The following is a 15103-nucleotide window of genomic DNA, read 5'->3' on the forward strand; positions in this document are numbered from 1 at the left end:
GGTAAGGATATATAGCTTTGCGCCTTAAAAGAAGAGGTGTCTTAAGAGGTTTGGAAAAGGTTTATAAAAAGGTTTAAATCTTTTTGCGAGGTTTTTCTCCCGAGTTATGAGCCAAAGTCAGGAGGAAGAAAAGCAGGCTTTTTTAGACCCTTACGGTCAGGTTCCCTTTTATCGTACCTTAGTTGCCACAGACCTCTGTAAGTTCCGTGTGGTTTACAAGCAGACAGACCTTCTGGTTCTGGCAGAAAAGGATTTGAGCTTAGAGGTGGGAAGGATTGTGAGGGAGGTAAGGCTTCCTCTTGAGGGTTATATCCTTGGGCATCCTGAGTTTTTGGTTAGTCTGAGTCCTTTGCCTGTTGACCCTGAGGCACCTGAGGTGGTTAGGGAGATGCTTTTTGCAGGGAGGGTGGCAGGGGTTGGGCCGATGGCGGCGGTGGCTGGGGTGATTGCAGAGAGGGTGGGAAGGCTTATCCTGGAGAGAGGGCTTAGCTCTCAGGTGGTGGTAGAAAACGGGGGAGATGTGTTTTTGTGGTTGAAAAAGGAGGCAAGGGTTTGTTTGTTTGCTGGCATTGATTCTCCCTTTTCTAACAGGGTGTGTGTGGTTGTGCCTGCCAGGTTTATGCCCTGTGGGGTTTGCACCTCATCAGGCAAGATCGGGCATAGTTTAAGTTTTGGCAAGGCTGACGCTATAACGGTTATCCATAAAAAGGCCTCGATAGCCGATGCCTTGGCCACAGCTCTGGGGAACCTTCTTAGAGAGGAAGGAGATGTGGATAAGGTTTTAAATCAGGCCAGGAAGGTGGAAGGGATTTTGGGGGTTGTGGGGGTTTTGGGAGAAAAACTTTTTGTTTGGGGAAAAGGCATAAGGCTTGAACCCCTCAATTTTTCTTAATCTAAAAATAGATATGGCTAAAAATTTAAGAAAAAAGGTTTATTTTGGCAAAAAAGGAAGAATGATAAGTATAATAGTTTTTAAAAGATATTTTTTGGGATTATTTAAGGAAAACTTGCTAAAATGCTTCTTGACAAAATCTCTTGTGTGTAGTATAAAGCAAGGTATGGAATGTTATCTGTTCTTTGAAAGGATGTAGGGTTAGGAAGAAGGTTTGGTTTTTACAGGGTTGACAAAACGAGGTTTTATGTTTAATTTTTAACGAGGTGTTTGTTTTTTAAGGGTTTGAAAGTTAGGGTTTAAAAAAAAGAAAAAATAAAGGAGGTGTGGCATGAAGGTAGCAAGATGGAAGGTTTTAGGTGTGGCAGGTGCTTTGGTTTTGGGCTATGCCGTTACCACTCAGGCTGCTCAGATCAAGGTGGATGAGGATACCTTTGCAGACTTTGGCTACAACATGAAGATCATGTATCAGAACTTTGATGAAAGAGGAAAGGGTGACCTTGACGATTGGAAAAAGAATGTTTTTGACATCAAGGATTCTCGTTTTTACATCTCCGGTCAGGTAAGCAAGATGGTTCAGTTCTATGGGGAGTGGAACGCATCAGGTGCTTATGGAAAAGAGACTTATGGATATGCTAAAGACAATAAGGTAGGTTTAGCAGAAGGTGGGGTTAACTTTGTGTTTATGCCTGAGCTTCAGGTAAGGGCTGGTAAGGTTAGGGTGCCTTTTACCAGGTATCAGATGACTTCATCCTACAGCCTTATCATTCCTACCGACGCCTGGTATGATAAGGGTGGAGCAAATGCTACTGGAATCTTCAGTAAGGATACTGGTGTTGTTGGAGAAGGAAAATATATCTCTACCAATCCTTTAGAGCTTATCGGCAGAGTCGATGGTGGTTTGATCGTGCATGGAGACATCGCAAACGGTATGTTTAGGTATAACGTGGGTGTGTTTAACGAGGATAAGAGAAAAGATGAGGCTTTTAAAGGGTTGCAGTGGGTTGCCAGGGTTGAGTTTACTCCGACTATGCTTGGGTTTGCCCCAGAGTCCACCACCTCTCCTCACGGAAAGGTAAGCGACACCTACCTTGGTAAAAAAGACGTCCTTACCATAGGTTTGGGCTACTACAAAGAAAAATTGTATGATGAAGAAAATACAACCTATAATGAAAGTTTAGAAGCTGATGGTTGGACCGCAGACCTTTTCTTTGAAAAGAAGTTTGGCTGTTGGGTGCCTAACCTTCAGCTTGGCTACATCAAGTTAAACGATAGCCATTTTTATAACGAGACAAATGTATGGAAAAAAGGAGATACCAGTATCTGGTATGCTCAGGGACAGCTTCTCTATGATGCGGTGGTTGGTTTTGGAAAGCCAGCCCTTGCCATCAGGTATGAAAACGTAGAGGCAGATGGACAATATGACGCTGGAAATATCAAGAAAGACTTTGCCTTTGACCGCTGGGGGGTTGCTTTCAACTACTATCTCAAAGGCCAGGCTGCAAGGGTGTCCCTTGGGTTTGACAAGGTAGAATACGACGACGCAGCTAAATTGTATCTTGAGTCTCAAACCAAAACCAAAAAAGAAGACTCTATCACCGACTATTACCTCTACATCCAGACGATGTTCTAAAGAGGAAGTTTAACAGGGCAGGCAAAGGCCTGCCTTACTCTTAAGATTTTAAAAAGGGGCAACTTTGGTTGCCCCTTTTTTGTTTTTAATCCTTTTTTACCTTTTTCTTGATCCCTCTTTTAAACCCCTTTCAACATCTCCCTTACCTCGGTGGTGTAAGGGCCTCCTTTTTCCTGGTAGATAAAAAGAGGAGGTAAGACCAGGGTTTCTTCTCCTGCCTGTTTTACCGCCTCAACCAGGATAAATCTTGCCTGATCCCCTGGATAGGAATGGACAAACCTTAACACCTTGGGCTCAAGCCTTACCTCTTTAAGACTTGCCATAAGCTCAGCTGTCCTTAAGGCGGTAAAGATTAAATACAACCTACCCCGGTTTTTTAAAACCCCTGCCACAGCCTTTAAAAACTCCTTTAGCCCTGCCCTGGTCTCCCTTTTGGCAAGGTTTTTAAGTTCATCTGGGCTTTGTCTTCCACATCCAGGTTTGAAATAAGGTGGGTTTGAAAAAACCACGTCAAAAACCTCTTTTCTGAAGGGATTTCTGGCGATGTTTCCCTTTAACGAAAAAAGCGAGTTTTCTAAAAGATTTAGCTGTGAGTTTAGTTTTAAGCACTGCAAAAATAGGGGGTCAAGCTCAAGGGCAAAGATTTTGGCTTTAGGTTGTTTCAGAGCTGCTATCAGGGAGACGATGCCAGAGCCTGCTCCAACCTCAAGGGCTTTTTCACCAGGTTTTAGCTTAAGGAAATGTGCTAAAAGCAGGGCATCTATCCCAAACCTGTAGCCCTTTTCTGGCTGATATAGCTTGAGTTTACCCTGGAAAAATGGAGTAAGGGTTAGTCTTTGCCCAAGGTTTCCCATAGGAGTTTTACCACCTGATTGTGAAAGAGTGTTCCATGAGAGGTCAGGCTAACCCTGTTTCCCTTTCTTTCTATCAACCCTTTTTCGATAAGATTTTTTAGAAGCCATGGGTCCAGGTAGTAGCCAAACTTTGCGGTCAGGTTCCTGAGATTAATTCCTTTTTTCAGTCTCAGTCCCATGAAAACATACTCTTTGGCAAAATCAAGGGGTTTCAGGAGTTCTAAAGGGGTCAAGGGGAGTTTTTTTTCTGTAAGTAGGGTTTCTATATAAATTTTAAGGTCCTTAGGGTTTTGCCATCTTAAGTTTGCCATTCGGGAAACAGCAGAGGGTCCGAGACCAACATAGGGCTTTACCTCCCAGTAAAAGAGGTTGTGTTTGCACTCAAAACCTGGTCTTGCATAGTTTGAGATTTCGTATCTTAAATATCCCTGAGATTCCAGGGTGTGTTCTATAAACTGATAAAAAAGCTCTACTGGCTTGTTAGGGGAGAAAGCAGAAAAAGGGGTCTCGTGCTCAAGGGTGAGTTCGTAAAAGGAAAGATGGGTGGGAGAAAAGCTCAGGGCCTTTTTTATCTCCTCCTCTAAGGTTTTTAGTCCCTGGCCTTTCCATCCGAAGATAAAGTCTATGGAGAGGTTTGGGAAAAGGGAGGCAGCGGTTTCAAGGGCTTTTAAGGCGGTTTTTAGGTTGTAGGTCCTTTGCAAGGTTTTTAACCCCTTTTTTGAAAGGCTTTGCACTCCCAAACTCAGTCGGTTAAATCCAGTTTTAAGAAATCCCTTTATTTTCTCAGGGGTTAGGGTGTCTGGGTTTGCCTCTAAGGTGAGTTCAACCGGGGTAAATTTAAATTGAGAGGAGAGAAACTCAAAGAGTTCCTGATAAAAACCATGCGAAAGAAGAGAAGGCGTGCCTCCTCCTGCATAAAAAGTGGTAATTTTAATCTCAGTTCCAGAAAGTTTTTCAACAAAGTCTTTAAGATATAGAACCTCGGTTTTTAAGGCGTGAAGATAGGTTTTTTCCTCTTCCTCTGAGGGAACATGTGGCAGAGAATAAAAGTCGCAATAAGGACACTTTTTTACACAAAAGGGAACGTGCAGATAAAGGGCAACCCTGATAAAAGCCATCAGGTTTTTCCTTTTTATTATAGGCTACCCTTTTAGTTTAGCAAGGCTTTGGGAGAGAGGCTTTTTAGATTTTTAGCCTTGCTATTTTAAAATCGGCAAAAAGGTTATAAAATAGAAAGGATGAAGACCTTTTTTCGGTATCACCTTAGAGAATATCTGTTTTATACTTCTGTTTTTTTCTTTCTTTTTAGTGTTATCATCACCCTGGTAAAGGGCATCTTTGGGCTTCAGAAGTTTTTTGAGCTAAACCCCAGTTTAAAAGAGGTGTTTTTAAACTTTGGGCTCCTTTTTCTTCAGCTTACCTCTTTTATCTTGCCTCTTTCTGTTTTTTTAGGGGTGATGTTTGGGGTCCACAGGTTTAAAGAGGACCGGGAGCTTTTGGGATTTTTTAGTCTGGGGTTCAGGTTTAGCGATTTTCTGAAACCTTTGTGTGTGTTTATGCTTTTAGGTTTTGTGCTGCTTTTTTTGGCCCATTTCTGGCTGGTACCTTATGCCAAAAAGCTACAGAAAACGATGAGGTTTGAACTTACCAAAAGGCAGTTTGAAGAGCCTTTGCCAGAAAAACGGGCTATCCCTCTGGGAGAAAACCATGTAATCTATGTGGAAAAGGCAAAAAAGCAGGATAAAGCACACGAGTTTGAGAGGGTGTTTCTTGTGGAAAAGGGGGCTGAAAAAAAGCAGGTTTTTTTGGCAGAAAAAGGAAGGTTAGAGCCTAAGGAAGGGGTTTTTACCCTTTATCAGGGGGAGGGCTTTTCTCTGGGTAAGGACAAAACGGTTGAGGTTTTCAGGTTTGGGGAGTATCAGTTTTTTTTGGTGGTAAAAGAAGGTGAGCAAATGGTTGAGTTTGGAAGGGGGGAGCTTAGTTTTCCAGAGCTTAAGGCAAGGTTAAAGGAGGTTGAGAAAAACAGGGGTCAGTGGTTTAGATATCTTACCGAATACTGGGACAGGTTTTTCTATCCGTTAAGTTTGTTTCTGGTGGTTTTTCAGGGGTTTTTGGCGGCCTTTTTTATGAAAACCCACAACCGGTTTCTGGTGTTTTTCACCGCGGTAGCCCTTTATGTGGTGTTTTATGTGGGGTATCAGCTGTGCCATTCTCTGGCAGAAAACGGAAGGGTCTATCCGGTGGTAAGTTTTCTGGTGTTTTATCTGGTGTTTGGGGTTCTGGTGGGGTTGGAGGCCTGGTTTTTGTTTAAAAAGAAACGTCATCAGGTTTACCTATGAGGCTTAAGCCAAGGACTTATCAACTTTATGTATGGCAAGAGGTTTTCAGGGTTTCTCTGGTGTCACTCTTTATCTTTCTTGGTTTTTATCTGGTGATAGATTTTTTTGAGAGGTTAGGGGATTTTCTTAAGTTTGGCAAACCCTTTTATTTGTTTGGAAGGTATGTCTTCTGGAAGAACCTGGTTAACCTTTATGAGGTTTTTCCGTTTGTGGTAGGGCTTTCTGGGGTGTTAACCCTTTTTATCTGGGCTAAGACCAACGAGCTTATGGGGTTTCTTTCCTTAGGTGTGGCTAAGGGGGTGTTGCTAAGAGAGACAGGAAAGGCCCTTTTAGGCATAGGAATTTTGGGAGGGGTGTTTCTTAACCTTGTTTTGCCTTATGCCACGTTTAATGCCCTTTATACCTGGGAGTATAAGATTGCTGGCAAAAAGAAACAGCAGGTGGTTTTTGGAGACCAGATTTTTTTTACAGGGGATGACTGCTATCTGATAGCCAAACCTCTTGAGCCCAAAGGGGAATACCTGGGGGAGATTACGGTTGTGGTTTATGATAAGGATAAAAGGGTTTTAAGTCTGCTCTGGGCAGCAAGCGGATATTATAGTCAGGGAAGGTGGGTGTTGAAAGAGGTGGTGCAACAGAGGAGGGAAAAGGGGTTTTCTCCTGAGTTTTTGCCTCAGGCTTCTTACCGGTTTTCCTTTGAGCCTGACACCTTAACCACGGTAAAAAAGCCTGTCTATTTTCTTTCTATCCCAGAGCTTATAGAAAGGGCAAGGTTTTTAGCCAAGATAAACAGCCCTTATCAGGAGGTGGTGGCTGAGCTATTTCTTAAAGGGTTCTATTTGTTTGTGCCTTTTTTACTTGCGGTGTTTTCTGTTTTTGCCTTTTTAAAGTTTTTTGTGCCAAACGACTGGAAAAAGGGGGCCTTTTTAGGCATAGGGCTTTTCTTTTTGAATTTGGTGTATTTTCTGTTTTTTCAGACCTTGCTTAGAAAGGGGTTTATGTTAGGGATTCCGGCGCTTGTTGTCTGGGGTTTAGCTGGTCTTTTTTGGTATTTTTGGCAGGCTTATCTTGTTTTTTTGAAAAAATCTGGTAAAAATTAGAGAAAATCTTGCAACAGGAGGGCTTTTTATGTCTATAGAAGAAAAGGTGATTGACATCATCGCTCAAAAACTTAATCTTTCTAAAGATCAGGTCAAACCAGAGGCTTCTTTTATCGAGGACTTAGGGGCTGATTCCCTTGATTTGGTAGAGCTTGTTATGGCTATGGAAGAGGCCTTTGGTATGGAAGTGCCTGACGAGGATGCCGAAAAGTTAAGAACCGTGCAGGATGTTATAGACTATGTAAAGGCCAAGGTAGGAAACTAAAAATTTTAGGGGATTAATCGTGAGAAAAAGGGTAGTAGTCACCGGTCTTGGGACGGTTAACCCTCTTGGGATAGGGGTTGAAGAGACCTGGAAAAACATCAAGGCAGGTAAATCTGGTATCGGCAGGATTACCAAGTTTGATCCGTCTTCTCTTCCCAGCCAGATTGCTGGTGAGGTAAAGGGATTTAAACCAGAAGAGTTTATGTCTTCCAAGCTGGTATCTCGTATAGATACCTTTATTCAATATGCTTTGGCCTCAGCCAAGATGGCTTTAGAGGATGCAGGTCTTCCTTTAGAGGACCTTGGGCCTGAGGTGGGTTCAGTTATCGGGGTAGGGATGGGTGGAGTAGGTCAGGTAGAATATTACACCCGTATTTTTGACGAAAAGGGATATAAAAGGGTGAGTCCTTTTTTTATCCCGATGATCATACCTAACATGGCAGCAGGTCAGGTGGCCATCAACTTTGGGGCCAAAGGGCCTAACCTTGCGGTGTGTACCGCCTGTGCAGCAGGCAACCATGCGATAGGAGAGGCCTATCGTTTGATAAGAGAAGGGCAGGCAACCATCATGATCTGTGGGGGGACAGAGAGCATGATCACCCCCTTGACCATAGCAGGTTTTTCGGTGATGAAGGCCCTTTCTACCAGAAATGATGAGCCTGAAAGGGCTTCCCGGCCTTTTGATGCTAGTAGAGATGGGTTTGTAATTGCAGAAGGATGTGGGATTTTAGTCCTTGAGGAGCTTGAGCATGCCTTAAAAAGAGGGGCCAAGATATATGCAGAGCTGATAGGCTATGGGTTAAACGCAGATGCCTATCATATGACCGCACCTTCTCCTGACGGCGAAGGGGCGGCAAGGTGTATGGAGCTTGCGTTAAAGGACGCAGGGATTTTGCCTCAACAGGTAGACTACATAAACGCCCATGGCACAAGCACACCCCTTAACGATGTGGCAGAGACCAAGGCCATCAAAAAGGTTTTTGGTGAGCATGCCTATAAACTTATGGTTTCTTCCACCAAGTCTATGACAGGACATCTTCTTGGGGGTGCTGGAGGGCTTGAGGCGGTTTTAACGGTTATGGCTGTTTATGAGGGGGTGGTACCTCCTACGATCAACCTTGAAAACCCAGACCCTGAGTGTGACCTCGACTATGTGCCTAACCAGGCAAGAAAGGCAGACATCAGGATAGCCATGTCAAATGCCTTTGGTTTTGGAGGCACCAACGCCACGCTGGTTTTTAAAAAATGGGAGGGAAAATAAACCGATGAAGATTGCCATTGCCTCAGACCATGCAGGGTATTTTTTAAAAGAAAAGATAAAAGATTTTTTAGCCAAAGAAGGGCATGAGGTGGTAGATGTAGGGTGTTATTCTCATGTGGCGGTGGATTATCCTGAGTATGGGGTCAAGGGAGTAGAAAAGGTGCTACAGGGTGAGGTGGAAAGGGCTATCCTTATCTGTGGGACAGGGATAGGGATGAGTATTGTGGCCAATCGGTTTTTTGGGATAAGGGCTGCCCTTTGTCATGAGCCCTTTTCTGCCAAGATGGCAAGGCTTCACAACGATGCCAACGTGCTTGTCCTTGGCGGAAGGATGATTGGGGACGGGATGGCGGTGGAGATCGTTAAAACCTTTTTAGAAACACCCTTTGAAGGAGGAAGACACGAGCGCAGGCTCGAACTTATAGAAAAACTTAAGAATCTTAGATGAACCTACTTGGTATAGGGGTAGACTTAGTATACTTACCAAGGATAGAGAAAATTTATTCTGCCTATCCAAAACGTTTTTTAGAAAAGGTTTTTCATCCTAAGGAGGTATCTTTAGCGTTAAAACGCAAAGATACCCCTGTCTATTTAGCTTCATGCTTTGCGGCTAAGGAGGCCTTTTACAAGGCCTTAGGTGGGTATCAACCCTTTGTCTGGCAAGAGATAAGCCTTCTTAGAGACCCTCAAACAAAAAAGCCGTTCATAGAGATAGAAGGCAGGGCTTTAGAGGTTTTTAGAGAAAGAGGTGGAAGGGATTGTCTGGTTAGCCTTTCTCATGAAAAGGATTATGTGGTATGTATGGTAGTAATAACTGGATAGGAGAGGGGTAGGGTTATGCAGGTGGTAAAGGCCTCTGAGATGAAGGCTCTCGACGAATGGTTTATAAAAGAGGTAGGGGTTCCGGCTGAGGTGTTGATGGAAAGGGCGGGGCTTTCTGTGGCTGAGGCTATTTTTGAGGCCTATCCGGTAGAAACCTACGGCAGTGTGCTTGTGGTGTGCGGGCCAGGAAATAACGGTGGAGACGGGATGGTATGTGCCAGGCACCTGGTAAACCTTGGCTATGAGGTCGAGGTGGTACTTCTTGCAGAAAAAGAAACCTATCAGGGAGAGGCCTTGACCAACCTTAAGGTCCTTGAAAACTTAGGTTTTATGCCAGAAGAGGTGGGGTATATCGTTGAGTTTAGAAAGGTACTTTATGATTTTTCTCCTGAGATAATGGTGGATGCCATCTTTGGGACAGGGCTTAAAAGGCCTATCGAGGGAAATCTGGCTGCCATCGTTGAGGAAATAAACCTTTATCGAGAAACCAGGGGATGCAAGGTGGTTGCGGTAGACATGCCTTCTGGGGTGTGTGCTGATACAGGTGAGGTGCTTGGAACAGCTGTAAAGGCAGACCTTACCGTTACGTTTGAGCTACCCAAGGTAGGACAGTTTTTTTATCCGGGAAAAGAGTATGTGGGAAGGCTTAAGGTTTGTCCTATTGGGTTTTTCAAACCTTTGGTGGAAAAGAAGGCGCCTAAGAGGTATTTGATAGATTTGGAGTGGGCCAAAAAGGTATTCAGGCCGCGTAAAGGTTATACCCATAAAGGGCTTTTTGGACATCTTCTTGTGTTAGCAGGAAGCAAGGGTAAGAGTGGGGCTGGGTTGCTTTCGGCATTGGGTGGTTTAAGGGCAGGGGCTGGGCTTGTGACCTTGGCCTCAACCAGGAGTCTTCAGCCGGTATATGCATCTATGCTACCTGAAGCTCTGACTGCAGGGCTTGAAGAAGGCCCGAGAGGAGAGGTTAGTTATGCCAATCTTGAGTCCTTGCTTGACCTTTGCGAAAAGAAAACCGCCTTGGTGGTAGGCCCTGGACTTGGTTTAGGGGAAGAGGTAAAAAGGCTTTTCTGGGAGTTGTTAGAAAGGGTCAAGGTTCCGGTGTTGATCGATGCAGACGGGTTAACCATAGCCTCTGAAAACCCTGAAAGACTTAAAGAGCTTCCCTGTCCAAAGGTCCTTACCCCTCATCCAGGAGAGGCTGAGAGGTTGCTTAAAATTTCTAAGAAGGAGATTTTAAGAGACCCTTTAACCTCAGCTAAAAGGCTTTCTGAGATGACAGGTGCGGTGGTGGTGCTAAAGGGACCACATACGGTGATTTCTTCCCCTGACGGAAGAGAGGGGATTTCTGTCTGGGATGTGCCTGGGCTTTCTCAGGGAGGCACAGGGGATGTGCTTTCTGGGGTGATAGGAGCCTTGATGTCTCAAAGGTATGAGGTGTTTGAAGCAGCTTGCTTGGGGGTGTTTTTACACGGATGGGCAGGAGAAAAGCTTGCCTCTGAAAAAGGACCTTTCGGGTATCTGGCTTCAGAGGTGGCTAACAAAATCCCAGAAGTTTTAAAGGAGATATGTGATGATAGACCTTAGAAGGTTTCCAAGATGCCCTACCAGGATTAAGGCTTATTTGCCGGGGTCTGAAGAGGCATACGAGGTGCTTAATGTTTCTTACAAGGGATGTTTTATCCGAACCGATAAGCTTATTCCTTTACGGAAGATGGTTCTTTTTGAGATAGAAATTCCTGAGGTAGGAGTGATCCCTGTTTATGGGCTGGTGGTACATCATGGCACAGAAGAACAGCCAGGGTTAGGGATAGAGATCCTGGACATCGAACGAGAGCTTTTACCTGTGTGGAACTATTATCTAAAAGCCCTTTTAAACATAGAGGAGGCCAAAAAGGCTTATCAAAGATATTTGAAAACCTCTCAAAAGGTTGAAAATCCTCAGTCTGGTTAGGGTTTGATGTTTAGTCTAATTGAGGTCCTGTTGATAGCGGTCTTGAGTTTAGCGTTAGGTAGTTTTTTTAACGTGGTTATCTACCGATGGTCAGAGGGTTTGTCTGTACTAAGGCCTGTCAGGTCTTTTTGTCCAAGGTGTAAAACTGAGCTTAAGTGGTATCACAACATTCCTGTTTTGTCTTATGTTATGCTTAAAGGAAGATGTGCTTTTTGTCAAAATCCAATCCCTCTCACCTATCCTCTGGTAGAGGTCCTAACCGCGGTGGTTGGAGTAGCTGCTTATTTAAAGTTTAAACCCTGGTATGGCTGGGCTACCTTTTTGGTTTTCTGGGTTTGGTTGATAATCCTTCTGGTGATAAGTTTTATCGACCTTAGGGTTAAGGAAATACCAGATAAGCTCAGTTTTGGTTTGATGTTGGCAGGACTTACGGCAAGTTTGTTAGGGTTAAACCCTCTGGTTGGTTTTGAAGAAAGTGTGGTTGGGATGTTAGCAGGGGCAGGCCTTCTTTTTCTGATTAACGAGGTCTACTATCTTTTTGCTAAAAGAGATGGGCTTGGGATGGGAGATTTTAAGCTGATGGCTGGGATAGGTGCTTTTTTGGGGTATAAAAGTTTTTACTGGGTGGTGTTGATAGCCTCTTTTTCAGGGATTTTTGCCTTTTTTTTGGCAGTTCTGTGGTATCGATTAAAAGGGAAATCTAAAGACTTAAGCTTAAAAACAGAAATTCCTTTTGGGCCTTTTTTAGCCCTTGGGGCTGGTGTTTACACCTTTTTTGCAGAATTTTTTAAGACTTTTCTATCTTAATTTGCCTTAACAAGGTTTTCTTGAGAAGGAATTTTGATCACGATCGAGGTTCCTTTATCTTTCTTTCTGTAAAAATTTATGGTTCCTTTATGAAGGTCTATGATGGAGTATACCATGATAAGGCCTGTCCCTAAGTCTTTCAGGCTTAAAAGGTCTCCTTGGTTTATCTTTTCCACGACCTCTTGAGGCACTCCTTCTCCTGTGTCCTCTATTTTTAAGATTACCCAGCCTTCTTCTCTGGCAAGGGAGATTGAGAGTTCTCCTTTTTCTTGCATAGCCTTGATGGAGTTGTCAAACAGGTTTACCCACACCCTTTTTAACTGAAACTTGTCAAACCAGCATTCTCCTTCGTCCTCTACCTTAAGCCTAAACTTTACCTCAGGATAGGCTATCTCATACAGAGAGATTACCTCTAACAGGCTTTCTAAAAGGGTGCCTTTTTCCAGGTTTAGCTCAGGTTTTTTGGTAAAGTAATGAAAGTCGGTGGCAAGTTTGCGAAGTTCTTCGATGTATTTTTCGATGATGTTGGTGGTTCTAAGTAAGACCTCTTTTTTCTCTCCTTCTAATGTTTTTTCAAGCTGTCTTTTAAGTCTTTCTACAGAGAGTTTGATAGGGGTTAAAGGATTTTTTATCTCATGGGATACCCTTAAGGCTACCTCCTTCCAGAAAGAAAGCCTTTTTAGGCGTTCCTTTTCCTCTAAGTTTTCTACGATCAAGAGATATTCGTGGGTTTTTAAAAATTCAAGCTTAAGAAGGGTAATCCCTAAGCTAAACTCCTTCTGTTCTGTAGACCAGGAAAGGGTGGTGTAAAAGGGGTTGGTTAGGTCTATCTGGGATAAAAGGGCAGGAAGGTTAAGTTTGTCTATCAGGTCTTGTGGGGATTTAACTTCATAGTGTTTTAAAAGATGGTTAAGGCTCTGGTTAGAGAACTTGACGGTTAGGTCAGGGGTAAGGACCAGGATCCCTACAGGCAGATGATCAAGCACAGAAAGAAGGTAGCGGTTGTAGTTTTGGACCTCCTCTTCGTATTCTTTGATCTTTTTTGTCATCTCGTTAAAAGCCTCTACCAGCCTTCCTACCTCGTCGTCCAAAGGGGTGAGGCCTTTTAGTTCTTCCAGGTTGAAGTCTTTTTTAGAGATCTTTTGGGCTGCGATCACCAGGTTTTGTAAAGGTTCAGTAAGGTTTCTACCAAGTTTACTTCCTACCCATACCCCTACAAAAACCACCAAAAGTAAAACCAGAGCTCCTGCAGTCATCAAAAACTGTTTAAAGGTTCTAAAGTATCTTTTTTCTACCAGTTCTTTTTCTCCTGAAAACTCTTCTAACCTTAGGAATTTACCGATGGCTAAGATAAGGGGTTGGCCTTTTGAGTCGTAAAAGGGGATAAACACCCTTAGATAGGGACTTGAGTTAACCAGAGAGATTTCAGAAAGAGGGATTTTAGAGGCTTTTAGTCTTTCAAGAAAAGAAGGGGCAATCCCGATCTTTTGAGAAATCTCAGAGGAATAGGTTCTCTTTTTTAGGTTGCCTTGCCAGTCAAAAACTTCTATAGAGTCTACCCTCATAAAATAACGATACCTTTCTCTCAGGACAGAGCTTTTGATTTCTTCGGTTTGGGAAAGATAATCTGTTATGATCTGTTGTCCTTTGCTAAGAAGGTCTCTTTCGATGTCTTTTATGTAATCCTCAGGTTTTAGAAGAACGGTTAACACCCTTTCTTCGAAAAATTCTTTAAGCCAGTAGTCTAAGGTTTTTTTAAAGAAAAAGAAACTTCCAAGCACAAGCACAACCGAAGGAAAAACGATAGAGATAAAGTAGATAAAAAAGAGCTTTACTTTAAGGCTTTTAGATACTTTTTTTATCTGGATTTCATAGAAAATCTTGATGACATACCTGAAGATAAAGTAAAGAAGAAGTAAAATAAGGATAAGGTTTATCTGAAACAGGAAAAACAGAAAAAGGTTTTTTTGAGAGGTAGAAAAAAGAGAAAGGTCGAAGAGGTTAAACTCAACCCATAGAGAAATGGTGAGGACTATCAAAAGTCCTAAGAAAATTTTGTGCCTTTTGCAAAAAGTCTTAATCCTTGCGATAGATAACATCGAAAGGAAGGGTGTTTTCTGCCCTTAAACGGATTTTATGCTGGTTTTTGGTAAACCTTAAGTCTTTAGAAAGATGGGTTTGGTAGGTAATTTCTACGTTGGTCTTAAGATAAAGACTTGAGAGGTCGTTTGTAACCTGAAACCTTAAGGGATAGGAGTCTAAAAACTGGATTTTTAACACCAGGTCTTCTGGATTTTCAAAACTTTTTATACCAAAGTTGTCTTCTAAAAAATAAAGGTTTTCTTCTGGGCTGTAGTATAGCTTTTGAATGTATAATTCTTTATGGATGAGAACGTCAGGTAAAAGAAAACGTTTTTTAAACACCTCAAAGGAAAACCTGAGGTAAATCGGATTTTTTTGTTCCTTTAGAGACAAAAGTATCTCCTGTGTAGGAAAATCCTGGTAGAAAAGACTCAGGATAAGCTGATCTTGAAAACGGTAAACCTTGATCTTAGCCATCTTAAACCCAAACGCAGGGCTGATAAAACAGAAAAAGAGGATGAGGGTTAAGAGGATTTTTTTCATAGGGTTAAGTCATACCTTGCGTGTTTTCTTACGATTTCCTTTTGGGTAAAAAGGACTTCATATTCCTTAAGCCCAAACTCTTCGGAAATCCCTTTTATAAGGGATAAAACCTCTTCTCTGGATTTGCCGTGGACCATCGTGTAAAGGTTATAAGGCCAGTCAGGATAGGTTTTTCTAAGGTAGCAATGGGAGATATAGGGTCTTTGAGCTAAGGCTTGGCCTACCTCTTCTGCCCTTTCTTCTTCTACCTTCCAGGCAACCATGGCGTTGCCTTCTATACCTGCAAGGTTGTGCCTTAAAGTGATCCCAAGTCTGGTGATTACCTTTTTTTGGAAAAGACTTTTTATAGCCTCAAAAACCTCTTCCTGAGAAAGGTTGTGCTTTTTAGCTATCTCCAAAAAGGGTTTTTCACAAATCGGAAGCCCAGCAATCAACTCTTTTAAAACCAGTAACTCTGTCTGAGAAAGCTCAAGCTTCTTCAAAGGTACCACCTTTTTGTATCTTAAGATAGCATTTAACTATGATTTTTCAACCAACAAAGACAAGGGTAAAAT

General features: G+C 42.8%; 16 protein-coding genes. 11 read left to right on the top strand and 5 right to left on the bottom strand.

Annotated elements, in window-relative coordinates; translation table 11 throughout:
* Positions 1–106: 106 nt before the first annotated feature.
* Positions 107–892 carry a UPF0280 family protein gene (locus HL41_RS00125; RefSeq protein ID WP_051754392.1) on the top strand — a complete coding sequence of 262 codons (786 nt, stop codon included), beginning with the start codon at positions 107–109 and terminating at the stop codon, positions 890–892.
* Positions 893–1223: 331 nt separating this feature from the next.
* A complete protein-coding gene (locus HL41_RS00135) occupies positions 1224–2525 on the top strand; it encodes a hypothetical protein (RefSeq protein ID WP_038062959.1) in 1302 nt (433 codons plus the stop codon).
* A gap of 119 nt (positions 2526–2644) precedes the next feature.
* Here HL41_RS00135 and HL41_RS00140 read toward each other — a convergent pair whose 3' ends face one another.
* Together HL41_RS00140 and hemW are read right to left on the bottom strand one after the other, a co-directional pair.
* Positions 2645–3379: a tRNA1(Val) (adenine(37)-N6)-methyltransferase gene (locus HL41_RS00140; protein ID WP_038062962.1), complete on the bottom strand. Its 735-nt coding sequence runs from the start codon at positions 3377–3379 to the stop codon at positions 2645–2647.
* Complete coding sequence (gene hemW, locus HL41_RS00145) at positions 3355–4497, bottom strand: radical SAM family heme chaperone HemW (RefSeq protein WP_038062965.1); 1143 nt, start codon at positions 4495–4497, stop codon at positions 3355–3357. The genes HL41_RS00140 and hemW overlap by 25 nt, the downstream gene beginning before the upstream one ends.
* 120 nt (positions 4498–4617) lie before the next feature.
* Between hemW and HL41_RS00150 the strand changes: the two genes are divergently transcribed.
* Genes HL41_RS00150 through HL41_RS00190 form a run of 9 tightly spaced genes read left to right on the top strand, consistent with a single transcriptional unit; the run spans position 4618 to position 11924 of the window.
* Entirely contained in the window at positions 4618–5718 is a 1101-nt protein-coding gene (locus HL41_RS00150) for an LptF/LptG family permease (protein WP_038062968.1), read from the top strand.
* The gene (locus tag HL41_RS00155; protein WP_038062971.1) at positions 5715–6818 is read left to right on the top strand and encodes an LptF/LptG family permease; all 1104 of its coding nucleotides are present in this window, start codon (positions 5715–5717) and stop codon (positions 6816–6818) included. The genes HL41_RS00150 and HL41_RS00155 overlap by 4 nt, the downstream gene beginning before the upstream one ends.
* 28 nt (positions 6819–6846) lie before the next feature.
* The gene (acpP, locus tag HL41_RS00160) at positions 6847–7083 is read left to right on the top strand and encodes an acyl carrier protein (RefSeq protein ID WP_022855603.1); all 237 of its coding nucleotides are present in this window, start codon (positions 6847–6849) and stop codon (positions 7081–7083) included.
* Positions 7084–7102: 19 nt separating this feature from the next.
* Positions 7103–8344: a beta-ketoacyl-ACP synthase II gene (fabF, locus tag HL41_RS00165; RefSeq protein WP_038549355.1), complete on the top strand. Its 1242-nt coding sequence runs from the start codon at positions 7103–7105 to the stop codon at positions 8342–8344.
* Positions 8345–8348: 4 nt separating this feature from the next.
* On the top strand, positions 8349–8792 hold the full coding sequence (gene rpiB / locus HL41_RS00170) for a ribose 5-phosphate isomerase B (protein ID WP_038062977.1): 444 nt from the start codon (positions 8349–8351) through the stop codon (positions 8790–8792).
* On the top strand, positions 8789–9166 hold the full coding sequence (gene acpS / locus HL41_RS00175; RefSeq protein WP_038062980.1) for a holo-ACP synthase: 378 nt from the start codon (positions 8789–8791) through the stop codon (positions 9164–9166). The genes rpiB and acpS overlap by 4 nt, the downstream gene beginning before the upstream one ends.
* 15 nt (positions 9167–9181) lie before the next feature.
* A complete protein-coding gene (locus HL41_RS00180) occupies positions 9182–10750 on the top strand; it encodes a bifunctional ADP-dependent NAD(P)H-hydrate dehydratase/NAD(P)H-hydrate epimerase (protein WP_038062983.1) in 1569 nt (522 codons plus the stop codon).
* Positions 10737–11117 (top strand): PilZ domain-containing protein, encoded by a 381-nt coding sequence (locus HL41_RS00185; protein ID WP_028840933.1) that lies wholly within the window; start codon positions 10737–10739, stop codon positions 11115–11117. The genes HL41_RS00180 and HL41_RS00185 overlap by 14 nt, the downstream gene beginning before the upstream one ends.
* Before the next feature lie 6 nt (positions 11118–11123).
* Positions 11124–11924 carry a prepilin peptidase gene (locus HL41_RS00190; RefSeq protein ID WP_028840934.1) on the top strand — a complete coding sequence of 267 codons (801 nt, stop codon included), beginning with the start codon at positions 11124–11126 and terminating at the stop codon, positions 11922–11924.
* Here HL41_RS00190 and HL41_RS00195 read toward each other — a convergent pair.
* From HL41_RS00195 to ahbB, 3 genes are read right to left on the bottom strand one after another with little or no spacing between them, the layout of a single operon-like run.
* Entirely contained in the window at positions 11921–14023 is a 2103-nt protein-coding gene (locus tag HL41_RS00195) for a sensor histidine kinase (protein WP_038062986.1), read from the bottom strand. The genes HL41_RS00190 and HL41_RS00195 overlap by 4 nt on opposite strands.
* Positions 14001–14549: a hypothetical protein gene (locus HL41_RS00200; protein WP_038062989.1), complete on the bottom strand. Its 549-nt coding sequence runs from the start codon at positions 14547–14549 to the stop codon at positions 14001–14003. The genes HL41_RS00195 and HL41_RS00200 overlap by 23 nt, the downstream gene beginning before the upstream one ends.
* Positions 14546–15031, bottom strand: coding sequence for a siroheme decarboxylase subunit beta (gene ahbB, locus HL41_RS00205; RefSeq protein WP_038062992.1), 486 nt, complete (start codon positions 15029–15031; stop codon positions 14546–14548). Before ahbB ends, HL41_RS00200 begins: the two co-directional genes overlap by 4 nt.
* Between the last annotated feature and the right edge of the window lie 72 nt (positions 15032–15103).

The sequence above is a fragment of the Thermodesulfobacterium commune DSM 2178 genome (genome assembly GCF_000734015.1).
Lineage (GTDB): Bacteria > Desulfobacterota > Thermodesulfobacteria > Thermodesulfobacteriales > Thermodesulfobacteriaceae > Thermodesulfobacterium > Thermodesulfobacterium commune.